Here is a 21,131-nt window from a genome sequence, read left to right on the forward strand (position 1 = left end):
CGTCGTTGGTCTCCGTTAGGGCAACCGCCGCCGATCGTGCCGAACTCGGCGCATCGGGTCGTACCTGACCGGATTCCATGGGGCTTGACCATGTACAGGTGATCCAGGGTCTGCGGAAGATCTGCACCTGTCGCACATGATCCTCCTGCAGCGGCAGCGGCTCAGTTCATCGGGGCTAGCTGGAGTGCCTTATCGACGACGGAGGCAATAGGGCCGGCCCGTGGCGTACGGCTGGTGGACGCTGGTGCCCGGGACGCCGCGGTAACGTCGTCGCAGGGTAGTAGGCACTCCGGTCTCCTCGGATAGGTACTGCTCGGTGCTGGTCTCACTCCAGATGAGCCCGCTGCCGGTACCACAGGCCGCCCAGGAACACCGCGACCACGCCGAACACGGCCGAGCCGACGCCGCCAGCGAACCGCACCATCCCCGAGTCGGTCCAAGAGGCGATCAACGCCACCGTGGTCACCACCGCGCACACCACCGCCACCCGGAGCAGCCCACGATCGGAGGGCACCGCCTCCCGGGCGGGTTGCCGCTGCACCAGCAGCGCGTTCGCGTTCGCGTCATCCGCCTCAACCTGGTAGCCGGTCCGCTCCAACACCCGCCGGGAGCGGACCGTCATCTCCGGCTGATCGGCGGTGCCGCAGTAGGCGACGGCGAACGGCTCGGGCCCGTCGGTGCTGCTGTTGGCGCCCTCGACCGCGAAGCCGTTTAGGTGCCGCTCACCGACGTCGCGCAGCCCGGCCCGGCGCAGCACCCGCCGGATCGCCTCCGCGTCACGGTCCCGTGGCGACCACAACGGCCGCAGCCCTCTGCCGTACCCGTACCGAGGCTGCTTCTCATCCATAGCCGTCACCGTACCGACATCCGGCTGCAGGCGCCGTAGCGCCGCAGGCTGAGACGGTGCAGGGGTTGGTCGGTGTGATGCCCTCTGATCGAGGAATGTTGGGCATGGCTCGCCGGAACCGTGCCATGCCTCCTCCTCGTGCTCCTGTCGCGGTCCAGCGCGGGAGGCTCAAATGCTGCGAAGGACACTGGTGGCGTGTGCGTACAGGGGGCGCCGTCGAAGGCGTGCCGGACGTAGCGGCCGGCGGTGCCGGTGGCGTGGCCGAGGATCCGGGCGATCACCGTCTGAGGTACGCCGGCGGCCTCGAGGGCGGTGGCGAGCCTGGTCCGGAGGCTGTGCCCGGCGAGCGTGTCGACCACCTCGGGCGGCTGACCGGTGTCCCGCACGGCTTGCTTCACGGTCTCGGCGACGTACCGGTCGCTCAACGCCGTGGCGCGGACCCGGGCGCCGACGTTGATGCCGGACAGCACCGGGATCACGCCGGTGCGGCGGCGGCCGGGCCGGCGCAGGTGCTCGCGGGAGCGGCGTTATTGTTCCTCGGCTGGATCATCGATACGCCGCGAGTAGACCATTTGCCGGTCGGTGACGTCCTCGGGGATCTCGCGCAGGAAGTCGAAATGAGCGACGTCGTTCTCGTCTGGCGTCAGCCGGGCGCTGCCGTCGGGGAGCTGTTCAATCCGTGCGGAGAGCGGCCGCGCCCTCTGCGCGCCGAGAACATGCCGTGCGGATCCCAGCGACACGGTCAACGGCTCGATGACCATGAACTCATAAACCCCGGCCGGATCGAACTCGGCGGTACCGGTATCGGCGACCTTGAACGGCCGCCAGCGGGCGACCAGCGTACGGCCGCTGATCAGCGACGCCGTCCGCATGATGGTGAGGCGTTCTTGGGTGCTCATGGCCGAGACGTCGGGGATCACCACCGGCATCGTGGTGACGGTTTGGATCGTGTCTAGGTTCTCGACGAAGCGGACGACCACCTCGGGCAGGAGCGGCTCGGCCATCGTCAGTTGCACCATGTCGCTGAAAGGGCCGTAGGCACCGGCGAACTGCAGCGTGTTCGGCGCGGTCAGGGAACCGGCGAACCGGACCGGGCCGAGCACCGCGTTGGCCTCCCGTCCCGCAAGCGCCCCAATCCGGAAGTCGGTGGTGGTGGATCCGTCGGTCGCGATGAGCATCTCCAGGCCCAAGAGGGCGGCGTCGTCCGTCCCGCGTACCCACATCCCGTCGCTGCCGTTCGCCGACTCCGTGCGGAATGCGCACTCCGCCAACGGGGTCCCCGCAGGATTCACGATCCGCAACCGGACCCGGGCCTGCTTTAGCACGTCGGCCGCCGGCGAGAGAAGCACCGTCCCGGCCCGACCTCCGCGACTCAGTCCGCCCGGCATGTCGGCCTCGATCGTCCCGGCAGCCTGCACCGGCTTTCCGAACCTCTGCCAGAGCTCGATGGCCCGCAGATCCTCGGCGGACTGCTCGAAGTCAAAGGTCATGGTCACCGGGATCGGCCGTTCGATCAGTGACTGCGCCGACCGTACGTAGACCTTGAACGTCAGCCACCGCCCGCCCGAGATCTGCTCCTGGGTGGCCGCGACCAGGCCCGGCTCCGGAAGCAGGTCGGTAGGGTTGACGTCCAGGCTGTGGCCGTACCGGAAATGGGGGTCGGTGTCGAGCGCGCGGTCTAGCCGCAGCAGGTGCTCCCGGATCTCGCCCGGCGTGAGCAGCGCGGCCTTGGGTTGCGCATCACCTGCGGCTGCGCCGTCGTTGGCCTGCAGTGGTAAATCCCGCTGCAGGAGCTTGGCCACCTCGGCCACCGCGTCGCGGATACGTTGCTGGCCGCCGTGCAGGTAATAGTCGACGACGTACGGGTAGTCGGCGACGAGACTCTCGCAAGCATTGAGACCCAGCCAGGCAATGGTGCGCCCCGGGGCATCGAGCCATTCACGGATCCGCCCCAACTCGTCGGCCGTGAGAGCAAGGTCGGCGTCGGCTTCCAGCTCAGCGTACGCGGTGGCCGGCATTGCATTGAACCATGTGACGTTGTCCGGGGTTGGGTCCAGCGGCATCACGACGTACCAGTCGTTGAGCGGCAGCCCATGGCGCACGAGGGCGACGAGAGCCCGCCTGAACGACGCCTGGATCTGGCCCTTCTGACCAGAAGTCAGATTCAGGGCGAACTTCTTGATCTGGTAGACGTCCCAAAGCTGCGGATTAGCAGCTACGGGCAGGATCAGGTCGACACCGAAGTCGCCTTGAGCAGGCCGGATTCGCAAGAATCGCCCGTCACGGTTGTAGTACAGGTTTGCCAGTAGCGTCTCGACCTCGTCGCCGCTAAGCGCCGACCACTCCACCCGAGCCATCGTGGCACCCTATCTGCCCCTAGGACTGACCCGCAGAGACGTTGCCGCTAAAGGGAACCAAATATCGCAGTCGCATGCACGCCTCCCTTCGCGGGAAATGACTCGGTGACCCGAGCGACCCCTCACGATGGAGGCCGCCCCGTTCGGGTGGGGCCACGTCAGACCGCCAGCATCAATCTGCCGAGCCGCTCAGCGGTCTTTGTCGCAAGGATGGCGGAGGTGCGCTGCAAGGCGGTCCTGGCGGCGTAGGCGTGCCAGTCTCCAGCGGCCCCGCGTTGCCAGTCCACCGCGCTGCTGATGTCAATGCCCAGACAGCGGGCGAGCAGACCCGCAGGTAGGTCGACGGCGAGTTTGGACCAGGGCGGCGGTGCGGGCGCCGGCCCTCCGCCGGGCGAGGCCCATCGCCCGCGCCGGGCGTGAACACCCCTCACCTTCGCATCATGGGGGAGGGGCGACCGGGTAGGGGCAAAGATCCGCGACAACGAATGCGTGTCCGGCTAGCCAGGTGAAGGATCGCGGAGGCGGCGCCGAATCCACGCTGCGAACGCGCCTGCGCCGATGAACGCGGCGAGGATGGTGATGATCTGAGGCACCGACCATTTCGTGACGTCCAGGGTCATGGTCCAGAGCTTCTTGGCGGTGTACTCCGCCGTTCTCTCCACCGTCAGTTTGATGGTAAAGGTTTCCCGGGTGACCAGTTCCCGGTCCGTCTCCGCGGCGAGGACGAACACCGCGCCTCTCAGCTCGTACGTGCCAGGTTTGCTGGCGCGGACGTTCCACCACCAGGTAGCGGCGTCGGTGGGATCGGTGAGCGGCTGGGCGGACCCCTCAGGATTTAGGTCATCCTTGATCTCGATTTCGGAGTAAGGCGCGGTCAGGATGACTCCGACGCGGCCGCCGGCTGGCACCGTCATGCTGGTCGACGGGCGCCGCGGTGCTGCGCCCACGCTAGCCAGTTCCGCCGGGTAGAGGCATAGCTCGTCATTGTTAGCGGGCCCGCAGATGAGGACCCTTACGGCGAACCACTCAGCGACCTCCTCGGTCCGGTCGGTGGTGACGTGGAGTTCGCCCTTGAACAAGTCCAGGCGGCCGTCCTGCACGGTCGCCTGGTATTGGAGCTGCTCCGACGGCGACCGCTCGGCTTGGGGGGTAGCCGTCGTGGGGGTCGGGGCAGGCCTTGCGGGCGTGCGCAGAACGTCGAAGAAGTCTGCCGCGAGGCCTGCCAAGGCCATCAGCAGCGACAGCGCGACGCCGATACGCGTCCACGAATCTCGACGTTCCGTTCCCTGCGCCGTACCTGCGGGGGTGCCTGCGCGGCGCCGGCTCGCCGACTTGGGGGTTCGACTCCTCATCACTGCCTCCTGACAGCGCGTAACCGGCCCAGTGTGGACTACCCTCGCACGTGATCCACCACCGAGATGTAAAGCAGATGCCGGACGAGACCATCCCTGCGGCGACGTGGCGGGAGGCGAGAGTGAACGACATCGGCACGACGGGCCTCGGCGATGATGGCGGTGTGCGAGACGGTCGACATCCGGCTGGCCCTGGTGCCGGACGCGGACGGTTGGCAGGTACGCCACGGCGAGGTGACGCTGGCCGCAGCGGCCGCGCCCACGGAAGGACGGCGCCGACGCCCGGTCAGCAGACGTCGGCCGGACGCTAGACGCGCCGAAGCACGCAGACGACCTTGCCCAGGATGACCGCGTGTTCGGCGGAGATCACCTCGTAGAATGGATTCCGCGGGACCAACTCGACGCGACCGTCGCAGGTCCGGTAGGCCTTGACCGTCGCCTCTCCCTCGATCATGGCGGCAACGATGTCGCCATTCCCGGCAACTGCCTGCTGGCGCACGATCACGACGTCGCCGTCGCAGATTGCCGCCTCGATCATGGAATCGCCCTTAACCATCAGAGCGAACAACGTGCCGTGCCCTACCAGGGCGCGAGGCAGCGCCAGCTCGTCCTCCACATGTTCCTCAGCGAGGATCGGGGCACCAGCAGCGATAGTGCCAAGCACCGGAACTTTCACACCTGGCTCGTCTGCTTCGTTGGACGCCGCGCCGACCTGCGCCCTGCGGATGTCGACCGCCCTGGACGCGTTTGCCTCACGACGCAGGAGGCCACGCCGTTCCAGCATGTTCAAGTGGTGCGCAACGGACGAGGGGGAGCCAAGCCCGACTGCTGCACCGATCTCGCGCACCGTGGGCGGGTAGCCGTGCTGCTGGATCCAATCGTGTATCACAGTCAGGATGCGTTGCTGCTTGGCACTGATGTGGGGCGGCTCGGCCTCGGCGCCAGCGGTGGTTGTCATTCCAGGACAATACAACCAATTTTAGAACGCGCGTACTAACACGCCCGATACCGGCTCGGGTCCCCTACCCCCTCGGGCTAGCGGCCGGGAGGCGGTGAAGTCGTACCCCAGAGGTGCGTCATGAGGCAGGTGTGGGTGTAGTCGGCGTTTCGCCGATCGTCGTCAGCCACGAACACTTGTTCGGCTGCGGCAGGTTCGTATCCACCAATAACCGCCCGTGCATTGGGTCTGGCCTCGTTCGGGAGATGGAGGCTCGGCTCTACCGTGTGCAGCCAGCCGACCGGCTGCGCAAGGCCCATGGCCTCGACGGTCGCGAGACGAACGACGGCTGCCACCGCCCCCACATCGGAAACGAGTGCGGGAGATGGTGAGATGGCGTTTTCGATTTTGGCAGGCGGCGGAGGCAGTTGATGGCGGACCTAGACACCCTGGTCAATCAGGTATGGAGCCCGGAGACCCGGCGCCTAGCCGGGGAGGCGCTGCGGTGCTACAACACTGGCGCGTTTCGGACCAGCATCGCCGCGACGTGGACCGCCATCACCGCCGACATCATCACGAAGCTGATCGGGCTCGCCGACGACGGCGACTCGACGGCGATCCCGTTCCGCACGGCCGTCACCAACGCCCAGGCACACGGGCTCAACCGCGAAGGCGTCAAAGCCATGCAGGCCATCGAGGCCGACCTGCTCACCGACGCAGAGAAGTTCGAACTGATCGACGCGATCGACGCCCACGAGCTCAGCCGCATCCAGGAGGACCGCAACCTCTGCGTGCATCCGTCCCTGCGGCTGCACGGCGGCACCTACGAGCCCCACGCGGAAGTGGCCCGCGGGCATCTCGTCATCGCGCTTACCGCCCTGCTCACCCATCCACCGACCCAGGGCAGCCGGGCACTCGATGAGTTCAAGAGCTACATCTGCGATTCCAGCTTTTCCCCGACACCGGCGCACCTACAGGCAGCATTCTTCGACCGCGTCCGCTCCGCTGCCCAACGCCGCATCATCCAGCTCGCCGCCAAGAGCGCCCTGCTGGAGCTGGACCCGGGTGGTCTGCTGCCGGCGATCGAGCACGCCGACCGGATGGCGGTCGCGCTGGAGGCGTTCGCTGCCCGCAACCGGGCCCTCGTCCGAGAAGCCGTGACCGGCCAGCGTGACAAGTTCCGCACCATCGACGGCCCGGCCCAGACGCGGGCGCTCATCCGGTTCGCCGACGAGGACTACTTCTGGGACCTCGTCGACGAAGGGCTGGCCAACCGGCTGCAGGACCTGGTCGTGCAGGTCCCCGTCAGCGCACCCGGACAGTTGACCGCAGTACAGGCGATCACAACCTTGGCGCTCGTGCGCAGCCCGCTTGTCCGGGATCGGCTGCCCAAGCTGGAGGCCCACTTTCTCGCCCATAGCTGGTGGGACCAGATGACGGTCGCCGGAGCGCACCCGGACCGGTACTTCGCCGAGCTGATCCCCGGCTATCTGACGCAGGCCGGTGCCTGGCGGGTGGGAGAACAGGTAGGCCAACTTCTCGTCAAGCACGCCCGTTTCCTGACCCTCGACATCCTCAGCGCGGCGCTCACCGCCTGGGTCGAGAACTACCAGTGTCGAACCGCGAACCTGATGGAAACCATCGCCGTCGACCTGTGGAACCAGACTGCCCACCTAGGGCCGGCGCGCATCGAGGCCTTCCAGAACTTCCTAACCCGGGCCCGGGAACACGAAGGCGACACCGCCGCACCCGGCTACTACACCTACCGAGCCTTGGAGCTCGCTCTCACCGCCACCCCATAGTCGCGGCCGCCCCCGCCCCAGGGCTCCACGTGCTCGGCGGTGCACCGTCCTGTCCCACTTGGGTTGATGCACAAGGCTGGGGCCCTCGGGCACGGCGTCGACCGGCATGGCGAGTACCGGCGCGACCGGTCGGCGCAGCGCACGATGTGACCCAACGCGGTCACGAGGCGGCAAGCCGGCGCTGGCTCCGCTTTCGTCTCCGACATCCCCGACGCGGGCGCCGTGCACGTGGTCAACAACTGCGCCGCCGCGTGGTCCGCGGCCGCGCTGGCCCGGCGCCGGGCCGGGCTCACCGCCCGCGCCGACCGCGAACGCTCCTCAACTTCGCATCGTGGGAGATAGGACACCTGGCGGGGGCAAAGATCCGGAACAACGAATGCGACAGGTCAACCTGGCGTTCAATTGGCCATCGGGGCAGGATCGCCCACGTGCTGATCACCTCGATGCCCGGCGTTCACCGGAACAACCTTCGCCAGTCGCTCGTTCACCTACACCAGGCCGTCGTCAACATCCGGGGCGGCGCCACTAACCCAGCAATACACCCGGTCTTCCCCTACCTCGACTGGGCCAACGAGGTTCGACGCCAGCTCGGCACTCAGATCAGCGCCTCGAGCCTCAACGTGCTCGTCCCGCCCGACCGTTACCAGTTGCTCATGTCCGCCGCTGCGTCGCTGTACGGCAAGCCGGACGGCGCCGACATGGTTCTCAACAGTTTGCTCGCGGTCGAGCTCGACGAACGGACGCGCGCCTTTGAGGAGGCCATCGCCGGGCTGGACGACCAGGTCAAGCGGTTCGAGCGCACCGGACGACTAGTCGTGCTCGACAGCAACGTCTACCTCCACCACCCACAAAAGCTGGAGGAGATGGACCTTTCCGAGGCGCTCGGCACCCAGATGGATCGCATCCACATCCTCGTGCCGATGGTTATCGTGGATGAACTCGACGCCCTGAAACAGCACAGCAAGGCCCACAGCCGGTGGCGGGCCGGCTACACCACGGCCGTCCTCGACCGCCATGTCGTTTTGCCTGACGGCTTCGGCGCGCTGATGTCTAAGAACTCTAGCGGTCGCCGCGTGACCTTCCAGATCATGTTGGATCCGCCGGGCCACGTCCGGTTGCCCATTAACGACGATGAGATCGTCGATCGGGTGCTGTCCGTCGAACCCTTCGCAGGCCGGCAGGTCACCATGGTCACATACGACGTCGGCATGAGGAGGCGCGCGAAGGCGGCGGGCCTCGAGGTGGTGAAGCTCGAGCAGGACCTGGGCGAGGAACCAAAGACACCATAATGCCGACCGATGACAAGCCGTCGGCTGATGCAGCCAGGCCACCCAGCTTTGTGGTGTTCGAGGGTGACCACCGCACGGCGTGTCGGTGCTCAGCTGCGCTACAACGGCGGGCGGCGGGCTCAATGAGGTCAGACGCGCAGCCTGGATGCTGACGGTCCAGGAGCCCCCATTGGCGTCCGACTACTAGTGGTGACTGTGGTGTTGGGGTGTCCCTCAAGCTGACATCGGCTAAGCGTTGTGGCCCCGGACGAGTTCGTCCTGGGCTCGGCCGTTCATGACGCACCTGCCCACCGTGTCGACGTTGCTTAGGTAGCCCGTCACGGTAGCCCGAAGGCGCGGATGGATCCGGCCTCGACAATCACCGCGTCGAAGGGGTAGCGAGCGAAGGCTTGGGGCAGGACGAAGTGCGTCCAGAGGTGCCGTTGGTCGGCGAGGCCGATGAAGCTGAAGTCCTGCGCGGACTGGCAGGCGCGATAGAGCCTCGCCGACGCGGAGGAAGCCGCAGGGGCGAGCAGCGTGCCGATCTCCATCAGCTCGGGGGAGTTCAGCAGGATCTCGCGCGGCACGTACGCCCGGACACCGCCGCGACCTCGGCCGGCGTCGAAGCCGAGCTCGATCAGGTCCTTCTCGGCGTACCCGAAGGTGAGCGCCGCCATCTCGCCGAGGTCGAGCGGATGCGGATAGCCAGGATGATCGGCGCTCGACAGAAGACCGCTGACCTTGAAGGACAGCGCCCGTTTCAGGATCGTGCGGATCTCGGCGTCGGTGTAACGCGCGGCATGCGCGGCACGAGCCAGCCGGACCAGTTCCGGCCCCAGCCTTGCCGACCGTCCCATTGCCATCCGGACCGGACGCAGGATCTGCTTCTTCACGTCGTCGTCCGGAATGTCGAAGGCCGAACGTCGGGCGAGTTCGGCGGTGAGCCAGTCGGTCAGCAACGGCACTTCGACGTGTACGGACTCGATGATCCCGGTCAGGGTGAACGCGACGTCGTCGCCGAGCATCGGGACCCAGTCGGCGACGAACAAGTGCCCGGGGCCCTCGCCGGTTTCCGGGCGGGCGATGACGACGGCCGTCATGTCGGCGGCTGGTGGAGGCTCCGGGGCGGAGGCGTTATCGCTGGATTCGTCTCGCAACGGCCCCGATGGCCGATCGAACGGTTGCATCAGCTGGGTAACCTGATCGACGATCTTGTACTTATCCTCGCCACAGGCCAGCGCTAGCACCAGGGCGACCGCGCGGACATCATCCAGGGCAGCGGGCCCACCCCGGGAGATGATCTGGTGGATCACGTCCTTCTTCGGTGAACCGTCGAGGCGGTCATCGCCGGCGATTCGCTTCTCCAGATCCTCCAGCGCGGGCCTGCCTGCTTTCTCGCGCAGATCGTAGAGCAGATCGCGGACATCGCGCTGCGGCCCGGCGTCGAGCTCGGGCCGGGCCAGCTTCCGCGGACGGCGCACCGGGGCGCGATTGGCGGCCGCGGTAGGCGGGCGGGGGACTCGTCGGGACTTGTCGGCATTCATCGCCGACCGATGATGCCCCACCGCCACCAGTCGCGGGCTGCTCGACACTCGTCGGCACTCAGGTCAGCCCTCCCGAGACGGGCCGAATCTGAATTCGCAAGCCGGCGCTGACTCCGCTTTCGTCTCCGACATCCAGGGAGCATCCGATGACCCGATCCCCGCAGCACCCCCATGGTCCCCAGCCACGCCGCACCCAGATCACCCTCGCAGTGATCACCGTCGTCATCGCTAGCGCTACCCGCGCTCTGACCGGCTGGCTCCTCGACCACCTGAGCACCGACAACTGACCGGCCCCCGGGCGGGATCCCGCGCTGTACCGACGGGCTGGCGGGATCCCGCCCTTCTCACTTACGCGTGCAGAGGAGTACGGACCCCCGCAGGCGGCTCCCGGAAATCGACAGCATCGATGCCGTAGAGCCGCCAGTAGCAAATCACCGTGGTCTCGATCAAGCCGCGTGGGTTCGGCATGGTCAGGTTGACGCCGCCGACGTCTCGCCCCTGAGACACCTCAGAGTCTCTAAGAACCATCCCACTCGGGTTCATGGACCAGATTTGGGCCTTCGGGCACGGCGTGGACCGGCGCGGCGAGCATCGGCGCGACGGGTCGGCGCAGCGCGGGGTCCTCCGCCGAGCTGGCCCGGCGCCGGGCGGGGCTCATCGGTCGCGCCGGCTGTGAACGGTCCTCACCTCCCCGTCGTGGGGGAGTGGGCGGAAATAGGGGCGAAGATCCGCGAAGCAAATGCCGACTGCCGGCAAGCCGGAGTGGTCAGGGCACCTGGTTGAGCATCTCGGGCGTTACGGTGACCTCGCCGCGGTTTAGCACGATGTCGGTGAGCCGCTGGTCGAGCCATGCCTCCAGCGGGTCGTAGCCGTTGGCGTACAACCACTTGCGGTATCGAGGTGGAATCTCACCCACCAGGGCGAGTTTGTTGTTCGTCGCCTTTTCCATCAGCCCTTGCAGGTCGGCGGCAAGCTGCTCACCAAGAGCGACATCGCTACCTGTCGCCTTGCGGACGTAGATCGAGGCACCGCTGCCGGGGTGGGTCAGCGCGATCGTCTCATTGGCGGGAATCGGCATGTCCTGTTCGGTCTCGCCGCCGTGCCACGGGCAGTTCTCGCCGACGACGTTAATGCACCAGGCGATGAATTGGGGCGGCGGGATCGCCTCGCTGTCCCAACCCCAGTCGGCCACGCAGCCGCATCTGTGCTTGAGCGGCGTCCACGCGATTTTGGCCGGCAACTGCTTGATACCCAGGTAGGTCATCTCTGGCTCCCTTCGATCCTCGCCGCTCGAGCGGGCGACGTGCGGCAAGTGCAGAGCCTTCCATATCTGGCCTGCCCGATTGAGGATCTCGTCGTGGGAGAGTCCGGGTCAGCGGGTGGGCCGGGCCTGCGTGGGGCGTGATCGCGCTCGCCAGCGTCGGCGGTCGGCGGGGCCGCGGTGGGCCATCCGGTGGCGGGCTTGGTGGCGGCCGGCTATGTGCTGATCGCGCCGTGGCTGCTGGCCGAGGTGCTGGTGGTGGCCGGCTTCATGGTGGTGGTTCGCAGACGCGGCGGACGTCGGGGCCCGGGGCCGGCGAGGGCACGGTTGAGGTGATCGACGCGCTGCGGCGGCTGCTCGACCGCATGCTCGGCCGCTGACGCAGCAGACCCAGGAGAGAGTCGTGACTGTCGGCTGTTTAGGTGCGCTCACGGCGCGGCGTAGCTGGCGACCGCTTCATTCACGATAACGTTCCTTCTCGTGAATGAGATTGAGGCCCGGGAGAGCGCCGACCCAACCACCTTCATCGATCCAAACGAGCAGCTGTCGGAAGCGGCGCGGCGGCGCATCCGCGAGTCGGTGCCCGCGTCGACGCGGCGGGCCTACGCCGGGGACTGGCGCCGCTTCACCCACTGGTGCGACGACCACCAACGATCACACCTGCCGGCCACCGCGGCGACCCTGGCCGAGTACGTCTCGCACCTCGCTGACGAAGGCAAGGCAGCGTCCACGATCGAGCGCGCCATGGCGGCCATCACCGTCGCCCACGCCGCCGCCGACCTCCCGCCGCCCCACACCCGGCCGGCGCGCGCGGTGGTGCGCCGGCACCGCGCCGAGCTCGCGGAAGGTGGCCGAGGAGTACGCAAGGCCAAGGCGCTGACCATTACAGCGCTGCGGGCGATGGTCGACACCCTCGACATCTCCACCCTGGCAGGAGTGCGCGACCGGGCCCTCATCGTGGTCGGTTTCGCGTTGGGTGCCCGGCGCAGCGAACTCGCGGCGCTCAACATCGCCGACCTCGCTTTCACCGACCACGGCCTGCAGATCGCCATCCGACGCTCCAAGACCGACAAGGAATCCGTGGGCCGCAGCACCGCCCTGCCCTACACCTCGCGACCGGCCACCTGCCCCGTGCGCACGATGCAGGCATGGCTGGACGCCCTGGCCGCCCGCAGGGAGACGTCGGGACCGGTGTTCCGTCGCATCGACCGGCACGGCAACCTCGGCCGGGTGCCGCACGGGCGCGGCGAAGCGAGTGGTCGCATCACCGGCCAGGCCGTAGCCATCATCGTCCGCCGCACCGCGCTGCGCGCCGGTTTGGACGCCGCCTCCGCGTTCTCCGGTCACTCCCTGCGCCGCGGGTTCGCCACCGAAACCCATCGGCGGGGCAAGAACCCGCTGCGGATCGCCCGGCACGGCGGGTGGAAGGACGGCTCCGCGACGCTGGCCGGGTACATCGAGGATGCCGACCAGTGGGAGGATAACGCCCTTACTGACGTCGGTCTCTGATGGAGCCGGAGCGGTTCCTGACGATTCCGGATATCCGAACTGGAGTGAGCCGAGATGGGCGCAGAGGAGCTACCGCCGCGCGCCAGGCCACGCTACCGACCGGGGCCAGGTGAGCCATGGCCGGAGCAGCCGACAGCGAAGCGAAGCCCCGGCACGAAGGCCGGCCGGATCGCGGTTGCCGTTGTGTGCGCTCCGTGCATCATCGCGGGCGAGAAGGCGGGCGGCATCGTGGGTGCCGTCCTTGCCCTCCTGATGGTTGCCGCCGTCGTGGCGTACGTCCAGCCGAGTAAAGGACGAAGCGGGCGGCGGTGATGAACACCGAGCTCTGAGCTGACCGTGTATCTCCTCGCGGGTCTTGGCAGGCTCCACGCAGGCGGTCAGACCCATGGCGTCCTTCCATTCTTAAAAGGACTTCTGAGTTTGGAGGCGTTGGTGGCGAGCGCGTGGCGTAGTCGATCTCGGCGCCGCCCTGGTTAAGCGCCTTGACCAACGTCGGACGCATCCGCCTCACAGCTGCGACAGGTGTACCCCAAGGACCAGCGGTGCCCACGTCGGAGGAGCGCGTGGCTCATCTGTGTGCGGCTGAGGACGTCTCAGCGACGCCCGAGCCGACGCCGGATTCCGGCGGCCACGTCAGCGCGCAGGTCGCCGAGCCCGTAGACCTCGGCAGAAGGCTGCTCGACGGCGCGGTTGGCCTCGTGGGCGGCATCGTGCTTGGCGTTGCCGCAGCAGACGTGGTCGGTGACGTAGGGCCTCGCCTTCTTGGTACAGATGCGGTGCGCGCAGACGATGTAGCCGGGCGCTGACTGGGCCTCGAGCCATTCGGCGGGGATGGGCATGGTGTAGATCCTCTCGCGGTGGCTGGTCAGCGACCCACGCGGGCCCGGGGCGTTGATTACGAACGTGCGCGTCGATTAGTTGGCACCAGCTGCGCCGGTCCCGATGTGTTTCTCTGAGATCGCCAGGGGCGAGTGTCGCGCCAGCGGGCGGCAACCAGTCGGACGGCGGCCTTCAAACTCACCGCTCGGCGGCCGTCCGATCTCACCGTAACCACCCAGCGTCGCGGTGCGTCAGGTTCCTGACCGGTGCGGCACTAATCGCTGAACCAGTTGTTCTCGCTGGCGATGTCGGCGAGGGCGGGCAGAGTGGACAGGGCGCTGGACAGGATCACCTGAGCGGTGATGACCACGTCTGGTGGCCATTGCTGGGGTTGCTTGAGGATGCGACTTGCCGTGACGGTGGTGACGGCTCCGACGCGGGCTTCGCTGAGCATGCCTGCGGCGAGGTGCGGCCGGGTGCCGGCCAGCAGCGCTGTTCGTAGCGGCTTGGTGTGGTCAGCCACGACGGACAGGGCAAGGACGGTCACGTCGCTGCGCACCGTGAGCACGTCGCTGACGTTGTTGGCGATGATCCGTAGCAGCTCGGGTTGGGTTGAGTCGAACGCGGTGAGGTGCAGCAGAAGCGCGGTGAGCGCCGAGGGTGTGATCAGCCGGTTGTGCAGCGGCGCATACAGGTCGAGGCGACGGGGCGAGGTGTGAACGGTGAAACGCCGAGCGGTGGCCATCACGGTGGCGATTTCATGGTTTGTGAGTCGGCCCAGGATGGCGTCTATCTGTGGGATGCACGCCTGCACCACCTGCGCTCGGGCGAAGAGAGCAACAGCCAGGATCCACGTACGGACCGCAAGGCGGTCACTGATCTCGGGCTCCCTGTCCAGCCACCATGCGGTGTCGTCGTTGTGGTGGTGCGCTTGGCGCATCCACGCCGCGATGGCGGCTGGAGTAGCGCCAGCGGCGAGCTGAGGCTCGGCCGGCGTCGTGACGGTAAGGCCGTCTGGGGCGGCTAGTACCGCTTCCCGCAGCAGCCAGCTGTCGCCGAACCCGCCGGCGAGCACATTCAGCAGGTGCGCCCAAGCCTCCTCGGTTGCCCAGTCCTCGGTCGATTCTGCGGCCTTCAACTCGGACAGGAGCACCGTGGGGTCACCGATGTGCGGGGTGCTGCGGCGCCGGCGGCGGCGCATGGCCGCTTCGCCGCTGTGGGCGGCGCGGAGAGCTGCGAGTCGCTTCGCGTAGAAGCCGTCCGGGTGGGAGCTGGCGTGGAGCTGCTCAAGGAGGGTTGGACCGTCGCCAGGGCGGCGGTCGTGGCAGTACCCGTCGCCGAGGTCGGCAACGCACGCCTGCGCGAGGGGGCCGCTCTCGACGTCGCTGCCGGCGTCGAGCAAGAGCGGCAGGACAGGCTCTCGGGCGGCGAGGAGGGCTGCGCCGCTGGCGCAGGACAGCACGTGTGCGGCCTGCCAGGTGTTCATCCCTGACAGGGCGCGCAGGTGCGCGGCGGTGCGCAACCAGCTCATGGTCGGCTGACGCATGCCATCGCCCCAGCACCAGCTGTGGGTGCGCTCCGCCGGTTCGTGACGGGATAGCAGCCGACCCAGCGCGTCGCGGTGCGCCTGGTCAGGTTCGGTTTCCAACCGCGAGCGCGCGTACACGGCGATCTGGGCGGCTCCCACACCCGGGGCGAGCACCAGTGGCTTCCCGGTGTCATCAAGCAACCCGTCTTCGGCGAGCACGCAGCCGGGCCCTTCGAGAGCTGCTTCGACCGCGCCGCGCACCGCCACAGCAGTGAAATCCTGGTAGACCCGGTCGCGCAGTAGCTGCACCAGGACGGCGCGGGTCAGCGGAAGGACGTCGAACGGCGCGTTCGCCCGGACCTCTCGAATGGTCGTCGGCAGGCTCTTGATCTCGGCCTCGGACAGCAGACCGACGAAGAAGCGCAGCACGTTCGACCAATAAGGACGCTTCATCATTTCCGCCAGCCGCGCGTCCTTCGTCCCCAGGCCTCGCGGCTGCGCTCCTTCAGCCAGGTGGCAGGCTGCGAAGTACTCCCGCAGAGGCTGCACCTCAAACTCGAAACCCCTGCTGCGCTGCACGAGGCAGACGACCCGCGAGGTGACCGAGGTGAACAGCGCCCCAAGGTTCGGACTAGTCTCGTCGTAGTTACTGAGGAACTCAGCGATCAGTCTCTGCAGATCGTCCAAATCGAGTCTGCCGCTGCTGCTGCCCTGCTCCGCCTGTGTCTGCAGGTGCCAGGCCAGGAACCGGTGCAGCGCCAGCACCAGCCGGCGGTGCTGAGCGACCATCGGCTCCTTGGGTCTCTCCCGGTCGAAGAACACCTCCACGTAGTCCTTGTACAGCTCTGTGCGTTGCTCGGGCAGAATGCTGCGCCGCTGCAGCAAATGCAGCAGGATCGCCATCTGCATGGGGCTGGCCGCCAGCTCCCGAACATGAGGCAGCTCTAGATTGCCGATGAACTGTTTGAGCAGCGCGCTCGTGGCTTCAACGGTCAGGCCAGTCTGCTCGGCCCAGCGTTTGAGGTAGGCCACCTGCAGCCGCTTCGTCAACCGCTGGACCACCAGCTCAGGAAAGGCGGAGCCGAGCTTGAGTGGAGCGGCGGTGGCTCCGGGGCGAGTGGTGATCAGAATGACTATGTCGATGTCCGGACCGTCCCACCGCCGCGCCGTCGTGGCGATCTGCTCCGCGACCCGTTCTCGCAGCCGCAGGTCAGCGACCTCGTCCAGCCCGTCCAGGGCAAGCAAAACCGGTCCGGCGGCGAACACGGCGCCCAGGTCGTCAATGGTGAACGTCTGACCGCCACTGTGCGCGCTGACGTGGGCGGCGAGGTACTCCTCCAAGGGCGCGGCGAGATCTGGCTCCTTTTTGCGCCTCTTGTTGCCACGCGCCAGCCACTCCCCGTAGGCCCGCAGGTCGACGCGAAAAGGTGTTCGGGCTACGTGCGGGTCGTAGCGCTCGTTGCGGTACTCGTGCCGGTCCAGCAGCATGGACCGGTACACCTGAGACACGTATTGCAGCAGGGTGGTCTTCCCCTGCCCAGGACCTCCGATGATCACGGCGTTGCCGCGCCACGCCGGATGCAGCAGCAGCCGCGCTGCACCGGTCTCCCACTGGCCGGTCCGCGGAAGTTCAAGCTCGTCGACTCGGTCGGCATCGACTCCGCTGAACTGCGCCATCAGCCGAAAGGGGACGCTGAAGCTTTCCCGACTTGCCACCTTGACGTCGACGAAGAGCCTATACACCGATGGTCCGAGGAGATCAACCTCGCCGAACCTCACCTGATCATCAACCTCGTACTGATCGAGCAGGTACGCGCGCAGCACGCGATCCCGCCGGCGAGCAGCCTCGGAGTCGTCCCGACCTATCAGGGCCAAGATCTGATCCGCTGGCAGCATCCGAACGAACTTCCGCACCAGGTCAGCAGGGGCGGCGCTCACCTGCGCGTCGACGGTCTCCCGCCACCAGGCTGTGATGCGAATCGACCAAGCCTTCGCGCGGGCCTCAAGCGCCGCATCGAGTTGATCGATGGTGCCTTTGTCCAGGTTCCCCGTGCCACCGACGTTGGTGACCAGGTAGTACTCCCGCGCGCCCCGCCGCGCCAACGCACGGATCTTCTCCGCCTCGCCATCGACGGCGTCGAGCAGCCACTTGACCGGCTTGGTGATCGCCTCCGGTGAAATCGTGAACTTCACCTGATACACGGTCGAGGCGTGCACCGCGTCACGGCCGCCGTCTGCCTTGCCCAGCGGCATGGCCCGCAGGCCCGGTCCCAACGAGTGCGCCAGCAGAGCCTGGATGAGTTGCTGGAACTCCCGATCTCCCAGGTCCTCATATCGATAGCGCATGCGCGCGATCTTCGCACATATGTGCCGACAGGCGGTGCCTGCCGCGCCGCCCCAGCCACACACTGGCCCGGGCTGCAGCGCAGCCCAGGGGAGAGGCCCAGCCTCTTACAAAGCATCAAATCGAAGCCGATAGCCCACCCGCACGACCACTACGCAAGCAGACAGCCCAAGCGAACACCGCGTCGACGAACTGCGACGGGGACTGGAGCTACACCAGATCACTTAGGCCCACGCTGGCTCAACTCTGTGAGAACGCTCGGGGAACGGCTCAGGTTATTGAGAATGGCTCAGGTCAGATGAGAAATGACAGCCGTCGAAGAGATCTGATCGGTTGCCCTCTCCACCCGCAGCCGAACCGCGATTCGATAATGCACATTATGTAAAGTAGCGGGTTCTGGGGGTCCCCTCAGCGTCGTCGGACGGAGGTCAGTCGCGCGTCAGGCCGGGCGGACACGCGTCCTCGTCCGGCCCGACGAGGCGCGCGTTGACCAGCGGGTTGCGTCGCAGGGCGGCGAGTACCGCACCGCTGGCGCCGATGTCGGTCCAGGTGTCGTCCCACAGGGCGGAGACGAGCCAGGAGCGATCCTCGGGAAAGAACAGGTCGGGCAGCGCCCCGTCGCCGCGCAGGTGGCCGGCCCGCCAGGTGAGGGCCTGTTCCGGCCCGGCCTGGACCAACACGTAGGGCCAGGCCCAGTAGAGGGACACCTTCGGGGCGTGTGGGAAGACGACGTCGTGGGCGCCGGTGTCGAGAAAGCCCAGCCACCAGGGCTGATCCGGCGTGCACGTCACCAGTTCGTCGATCACCGCGCGTTCGTGGGCGTCGAAGCCGACCCCGGCGGGCGGGTGGAAGGTGCCGTACGCCTCGAACACCGGCGGGATCGCGGTGGTGACCGAGAGGCCCTGCGTGGTGCGCCCGGTGAGCCAGGCGACGTCGCTGGCGGTGCCGATGCGCCAGGTCCGCCCGTCCTTGTCGACAGTGACGGGGCCGGTCCGGGTCGGGGTGTCACTGGGGTCGTGGGGTGCGGTGACGGCGCTGGGCGTCGCCCATGGGTTCCACCCGGGCCGGTCGGTCGCCCGCCACCGGTGCCCCTCGGGACAGACCCAGCTCATGGGATCGTCTGGATCCCGGTACACGGTGGGTGTGCCGGGTTGACCGCACTCGGGGCAGGTGGCACCGGGTGACGTCATGTCGCGAACGATACGTGTTCCTCGATCAGGGTCAGCCGTGTCCGCACCGGTCCGGCTGGCACCTCGACCAGCTGGTGCCCGTGCTCGTCGTACACCTCCCGGTGCAGGCGGGCGAAGGCCAGCGCGTCGGCGTAGCTGATCTGGCGCGCTGCGGTGTGGCGGATGAAGCCCAGCGGGCTGATCAGGAACACCAGGCGTTGGTAGGTGCGCTCGCGCATGATGCGATCCACTTCGGCGGTCAGCGCCGGGCCGACCGGTCTGCCCAGGTGGCGGGCCAGCGCCACTGTGCACAGGGGCGACCGGTCGTAGAACTGGACCGGCTGACGCGCGTCGGCGCCGACCTGCCGGTGGTGTTGCAGCGCGGCGACGGCGTCGACGAAGTCGGTGTCGTGCCACGGCGTGGCGTACCCCTGGGCCTGTCTCTCGGCGATGAGGTCGGTGGCGGCCTCTCGGACGGTGACGTGTCCCCTGCGCCGCAACGCCTCGATCATGGTTGTCTTGCCGGCGCCGGGCGCTCCCGTGAGGACGTACCGCCGGGGTTCTGGCATCTCCTCCCCCTCTCTCGGCCCCTACCCGGAAACCCGAAAATGCTGCATAATATCCCTTATGCATGACAAACAGGACGAATCGCTCGCGGTGCTGATCGAGGAGTTCCTGACCGCGCGGGCCACCCGCAAGCCCTCCCCGCACACCCTTGCCGCGTACCGCAGGGATCTGCACACGGTCGCGGCGCTGGTCGCGGAAGATGCCACCCCTCCCCTGTCCCTGGACGCGCTGTCGATCACCGACCTCTCCCCCCGGGTGATGCGGGCGGCCTTCGCCCGGTTCGCCGCTCCCCGGGCGGCCGCGTCGGTGCACCGGGCCTGGTCCACCTGGAACAACTTCTTCACCTTCCTGGTCGCTGACGGGTTCGTGGCGGGCAACCCGATGCCGGCGGTCGGGCGACCTCGGGCGCTACTCCCCCAGCCGAAGCCGTTGCGCGGCGCGGACACCCCCGAGGTGTTGCTCGCGTCCGCCGCGCGCGACGACGGTCGGCAACGCGACCCGTGGCCGGAGCGGGATGTGGCGGTGTTGGCGGTGGCGCTCTGCGCCGGGCTGCGGTTGTCGGAGCTGCTGGCGTTGCGGGTCGACTCGCTCGGCGGTCGGCCCGGTGAGCGGCGGGTCGAGGTGGCGGGCAAGGGTGGGCGGCCTCGGGTGGTGCCGATCGAGGCGGATCTGGACCGGGTGCTGCGGGACTACCTGGACAGTCGGGTGCGGCGCTTCGGTTCGCGGTCGGTACGCCCCGACTCGCCGTTTCTGGTGGATCGGCGTGGTGAGCCGTTGCGCCGTGGTGGCCTGCAGTATCTCGTCGAGTCGTGTTACCGGCGGGCCGGCATCGGTGACCGGGTGCCGCGTGGTGCGCGGCTGCACGCGCTGCGGCACACCTTCGCGACCCGGTTGGCGGAGGACGGTGCGAGCGCGGCGGAGATCATGCGGTTGTTGGGGCATGCGTCGTTGGCGTCGTCGCAGACGTACATCGAGGTGACGGCCGGGCAGCAGCGTGACGCGGTCCGGGCCAACCGGACCAACCGTGCGCTGGCGGGTCTGGTGCCGCCCGGGTGAGCGTGGTCAGTGTGCGCGGTGGCCGGTGCCGTCGGCGGTGACGGGCAGTGCGCCGAGGACGGCGTTGATGATGTGGATGCGGGCGTTGGTGGCCTGGTAGTCGGCGCAGACCGTGTCGGCGCGGTCGTCGAGTCGGGCGGTGGGCCCGCTGCGGGTGACGGTGACGGTGACGCCGTCGAGGGTGGTGGCGGTGCCGGCGGTGGTGAGGTCGGTGATCGGGTGGCTTCCGGTGATGAGGTGGGCTTTCAGCAGGGCGCGGAGCTGGTCGGTGTGGTGGGTCATGAGGTCGTCCCAGTTGTCCTCGGAGAACGTGGCGGCGAAGGCGTCGTCGGAGGGCGCCAGGACGGTGACGCCGTCGCCGGTGGGCAGGTCGGTGAGGACGCCGCTGGTACGCACTGCCGCTTCGAACGTGGTGAGGGTGGGGATCCAGCGCAGCGCCTGGTCGACGGGTTGCCCGGCGAGGAAGCTCGGGTTGCCGGGGTCGGTGCCGGTGGGCAGGGCGGCGCAGAGTGGCCCGGTGGGCTGGGGTCCGGTGCTCGCTGGCGCGGCGTTCGTGTGGGGAGTTGCGGGGCTGCCGGTGCAGGCGGCCAGCAGCAGGGTCGGCAGGAGCAGGTTGAGCGTCAGTCGATTCCGCCGAGCGCGGTGCGGTCTGCGGAGTCGTCGGGGGTGTCGCGGTGGGGTGGCGGGGTGCGACACGGCGGCCTCCACGGGTGCGGGGGTAGGTGGTGAGGTGCCGGCGGCGCGGGTGTCGGGCCCGCGCCGCCGGCGTGA

19 protein-coding genes are annotated in these 21,131 nt (G+C 68.0%); 6 read left to right on the forward strand and 13 right to left on the reverse strand.

Annotated features, from left to right (window positions below; translation table 11 throughout):
* Positions 1-325: 325 nt before the first annotated feature.
* From AB0K35_RS25730 to lexA, 6 genes are all read right to left on the reverse strand, one after another.
* The gene (locus AB0K35_RS25730) at positions 326-847 is read right to left on the reverse strand and encodes a hypothetical protein (RefSeq protein WP_363888225.1); all 522 of its coding nucleotides are present in this window, start codon (positions 845-847) and stop codon (positions 326-328) included.
* A gap of 5 nt (positions 848-852) precedes the next feature.
* Positions 853-1,317, reverse strand: coding sequence for a tyrosine-type recombinase/integrase (locus AB0K35_RS25735; protein ID WP_363888228.1), 465 nt, complete (start codon positions 1,315-1,317; stop codon positions 853-855).
* 57 nt (positions 1,318-1,374) lie between these two features.
* The gene (locus tag AB0K35_RS25740; RefSeq protein WP_363888230.1) at positions 1,375-3,204 is read right to left on the reverse strand and encodes a hypothetical protein; all 1,830 of its coding nucleotides are present in this window, start codon (positions 3,202-3,204) and stop codon (positions 1,375-1,377) included.
* A gap of 158 nt (positions 3,205-3,362) precedes the next feature.
* Positions 3,363-3,635 carry a hypothetical protein gene (locus AB0K35_RS25745; protein ID WP_363888233.1) on the reverse strand — a complete coding sequence of 91 codons (273 nt, stop codon included), beginning with the start codon at positions 3,633-3,635 and terminating at the stop codon, positions 3,363-3,365.
* Positions 3,636-3,701: 66 nt separating this feature from the next.
* Complete coding sequence (locus AB0K35_RS25750; RefSeq protein ID WP_363888235.1) at positions 3,702-4,556, reverse strand: hypothetical protein; 855 nt, start codon at positions 4,554-4,556, stop codon at positions 3,702-3,704.
* Between the two features lie 307 nt (positions 4,557-4,863).
* Entirely contained in the window at positions 4,864-5,514 is a 651-nt protein-coding gene (gene lexA, locus AB0K35_RS25755) for a transcriptional repressor LexA (RefSeq protein WP_363888238.1), read from the reverse strand.
* A 410-nt stretch (positions 5,515-5,924) separates the two neighbouring features.
* On the opposite strand from lexA, the gene AB0K35_RS25760 reads away from it, so the two are divergent.
* On the forward strand, positions 5,925-7,295 hold the full coding sequence (locus AB0K35_RS25760; RefSeq protein WP_363888240.1) for a hypothetical protein: 1,371 nt from the start codon (positions 5,925-5,927) through the stop codon (positions 7,293-7,295).
* Between the two features lie 428 nt (positions 7,296-7,723).
* On the forward strand, positions 7,724-8,584 hold the full coding sequence (locus tag AB0K35_RS25765) for a PIN domain-containing protein (RefSeq protein ID WP_363888242.1): 861 nt from the start codon (positions 7,724-7,726) through the stop codon (positions 8,582-8,584).
* A gap of 317 nt (positions 8,585-8,901) precedes the next feature.
* On the opposite strand, the gene AB0K35_RS25770 is transcribed toward AB0K35_RS25765, so the two are convergent.
* Complete coding sequence (locus tag AB0K35_RS25770; protein ID WP_363888244.1) at positions 8,902-10,107, reverse strand: hypothetical protein; 1,206 nt, start codon at positions 10,105-10,107, stop codon at positions 8,902-8,904.
* Between the two features lie 146 nt (positions 10,108-10,253).
* Between AB0K35_RS25770 and AB0K35_RS25775 the strand changes: the two genes are divergently transcribed.
* Positions 10,254-10,394, forward strand: coding sequence for a hypothetical protein (locus tag AB0K35_RS25775; RefSeq protein WP_363888246.1), 141 nt, complete (start codon positions 10,254-10,256; stop codon positions 10,392-10,394).
* A 479-nt stretch (positions 10,395-10,873) separates the two neighbouring features.
* On the opposite strand, the gene AB0K35_RS25780 is transcribed toward AB0K35_RS25775, so the two are convergent.
* Positions 10,874-11,371 carry a hypothetical protein gene (locus AB0K35_RS25780; RefSeq protein ID WP_363888248.1) on the reverse strand — a complete coding sequence of 166 codons (498 nt, stop codon included), beginning with the start codon at positions 11,369-11,371 and terminating at the stop codon, positions 10,874-10,876.
* A 189-nt stretch (positions 11,372-11,560) separates the two neighbouring features.
* Between AB0K35_RS25780 and AB0K35_RS25785 the strand changes: the two genes are divergently transcribed.
* On the forward strand, positions 11,561-11,704 hold the full coding sequence (locus AB0K35_RS25785; protein WP_363888251.1) for a hypothetical protein: 144 nt from the start codon (positions 11,561-11,563) through the stop codon (positions 11,702-11,704).
* Between the two features lie 144 nt (positions 11,705-11,848).
* Positions 11,849-12,877, forward strand: coding sequence for a site-specific integrase (locus AB0K35_RS25790; RefSeq protein ID WP_363888254.1), 1,029 nt, complete (start codon positions 11,849-11,851; stop codon positions 12,875-12,877).
* 593 nt (positions 12,878-13,470) lie between these two features.
* On the opposite strand, the gene AB0K35_RS25795 is transcribed toward AB0K35_RS25790, so the two are convergent.
* From AB0K35_RS25795 to AB0K35_RS25810, 4 genes are all read right to left on the reverse strand, one after another.
* A complete protein-coding gene (locus AB0K35_RS25795; RefSeq protein ID WP_363888256.1) occupies positions 13,471-13,716 on the reverse strand; it encodes a hypothetical protein in 246 nt (81 codons plus the stop codon).
* Between the two features lie 254 nt (positions 13,717-13,970).
* Positions 13,971-17,570 carry a hypothetical protein gene (locus AB0K35_RS25800; RefSeq protein WP_363888258.1) on the reverse strand — a complete coding sequence of 1,200 codons (3,600 nt, stop codon included), beginning with the start codon at positions 17,568-17,570 and terminating at the stop codon, positions 13,971-13,973.
* 426 nt (positions 17,571-17,996) lie between these two features.
* Positions 17,997-18,758, reverse strand: coding sequence for a hypothetical protein (locus AB0K35_RS25805; protein WP_363888260.1), 762 nt, complete (start codon positions 18,756-18,758; stop codon positions 17,997-17,999).
* Positions 18,755-19,306: an AAA family ATPase gene (locus AB0K35_RS25810; protein ID WP_363888263.1), complete on the reverse strand. Its 552-nt coding sequence runs from the start codon at positions 19,304-19,306 to the stop codon at positions 18,755-18,757. Before AB0K35_RS25810 ends, AB0K35_RS25805 begins: the two co-directional genes overlap by 4 nt.
* A 58-nt stretch (positions 19,307-19,364) precedes the next feature.
* On the opposite strand from AB0K35_RS25810, the gene AB0K35_RS25815 reads away from it, so the two are divergent.
* Positions 19,365-20,360, forward strand: a complete 996-nt coding sequence (locus AB0K35_RS25815; protein ID WP_238669795.1) for a tyrosine-type recombinase/integrase — start codon at positions 19,365-19,367, stop codon at positions 20,358-20,360.
* A 6-nt stretch (positions 20,361-20,366) separates the two neighbouring features.
* On the opposite strand, the gene AB0K35_RS25820 is transcribed toward AB0K35_RS25815, so the two are convergent.
* Entirely contained in the window at positions 20,367-21,068 is a 702-nt protein-coding gene (locus AB0K35_RS25820) for a fasciclin domain-containing protein (protein WP_363888267.1), read from the reverse strand.
* Between the last annotated feature and the right edge of the window lie 63 nt (positions 21,069-21,131).

Origin of the sequence: Micromonospora sp. NPDC053740 (assembly GCF_040677775.1) — a bacterium.
GTDB classification, from domain to species: Bacteria; Actinomycetota; Actinomycetes; order Mycobacteriales; family Micromonosporaceae; genus Micromonospora; species Micromonospora alfalfae.

Excerpts from the sequence above, each read along its gene's own strand:
- AB0K35_RS25730 (WP_363888225.1), bottom strand. The coding sequence starts at position 847 with ATGGATGAGAAGCAGCCTCGGTACGGGTACGGCAGAGGGCTGCGGCCG.
- AB0K35_RS25740 (WP_363888230.1), bottom strand. The coding sequence starts at position 3,204 with ATGGCTCGGGTGGAGTGGTCGGCGCTTAGCGGCGACGAGGTCGAGACG.
- AB0K35_RS25750 (WP_363888235.1), bottom strand. The coding sequence starts at position 4,556 with ATGAGGAGTCGAACCCCCAAGTCGGCGAGCCGGCGCCGCGCAGGCACC.
- lexA (WP_363888238.1), bottom strand. The coding sequence starts at position 5,514 with ATGACAACCACCGCTGGCGCCGAGGCCGAGCCGCCCCACATCAGTGCC.
- AB0K35_RS25760 (WP_363888240.1), top strand. The coding sequence starts at position 5,925 with ATGGCGGACCTAGACACCCTGGTCAATCAGGTATGGAGCCCGGAGACC.
- AB0K35_RS25770 (WP_363888244.1), bottom strand. The coding sequence starts at position 10,107 with ATGAATGCCGACAAGTCCCGACGAGTCCCCCGCCCGCCTACCGCGGCC.
- AB0K35_RS25775 (WP_363888246.1), top strand. The coding sequence starts at position 10,254 with ATGACCCGATCCCCGCAGCACCCCCATGGTCCCCAGCCACGCCGCACC.
- AB0K35_RS25780 (WP_363888248.1), bottom strand. The coding sequence starts at position 11,371 with ATGACCTACCTGGGTATCAAGCAGTTGCCGGCCAAAATCGCGTGGACG.
- AB0K35_RS25795 (WP_363888256.1), bottom strand. The coding sequence starts at position 13,716 with ATGCCCATCCCCGCCGAATGGCTCGAGGCCCAGTCAGCGCCCGGCTAC.
- AB0K35_RS25800 (WP_363888258.1), bottom strand. The coding sequence starts at position 17,570 with ATGCGCTATCGATATGAGGACCTGGGAGATCGGGAGTTCCAGCAACTC.
- AB0K35_RS25805 (WP_363888260.1), bottom strand. The coding sequence starts at position 18,758 with ATGACGTCACCCGGTGCCACCTGCCCCGAGTGCGGTCAACCCGGCACA.
- AB0K35_RS25810 (WP_363888263.1), bottom strand. The coding sequence starts at position 19,306 with ATGCCAGAACCCCGGCGGTACGTCCTCACGGGAGCGCCCGGCGCCGGC.
- AB0K35_RS25815 (WP_238669795.1), top strand. The coding sequence starts at position 19,365 with ATGCATGACAAACAGGACGAATCGCTCGCGGTGCTGATCGAGGAGTTC.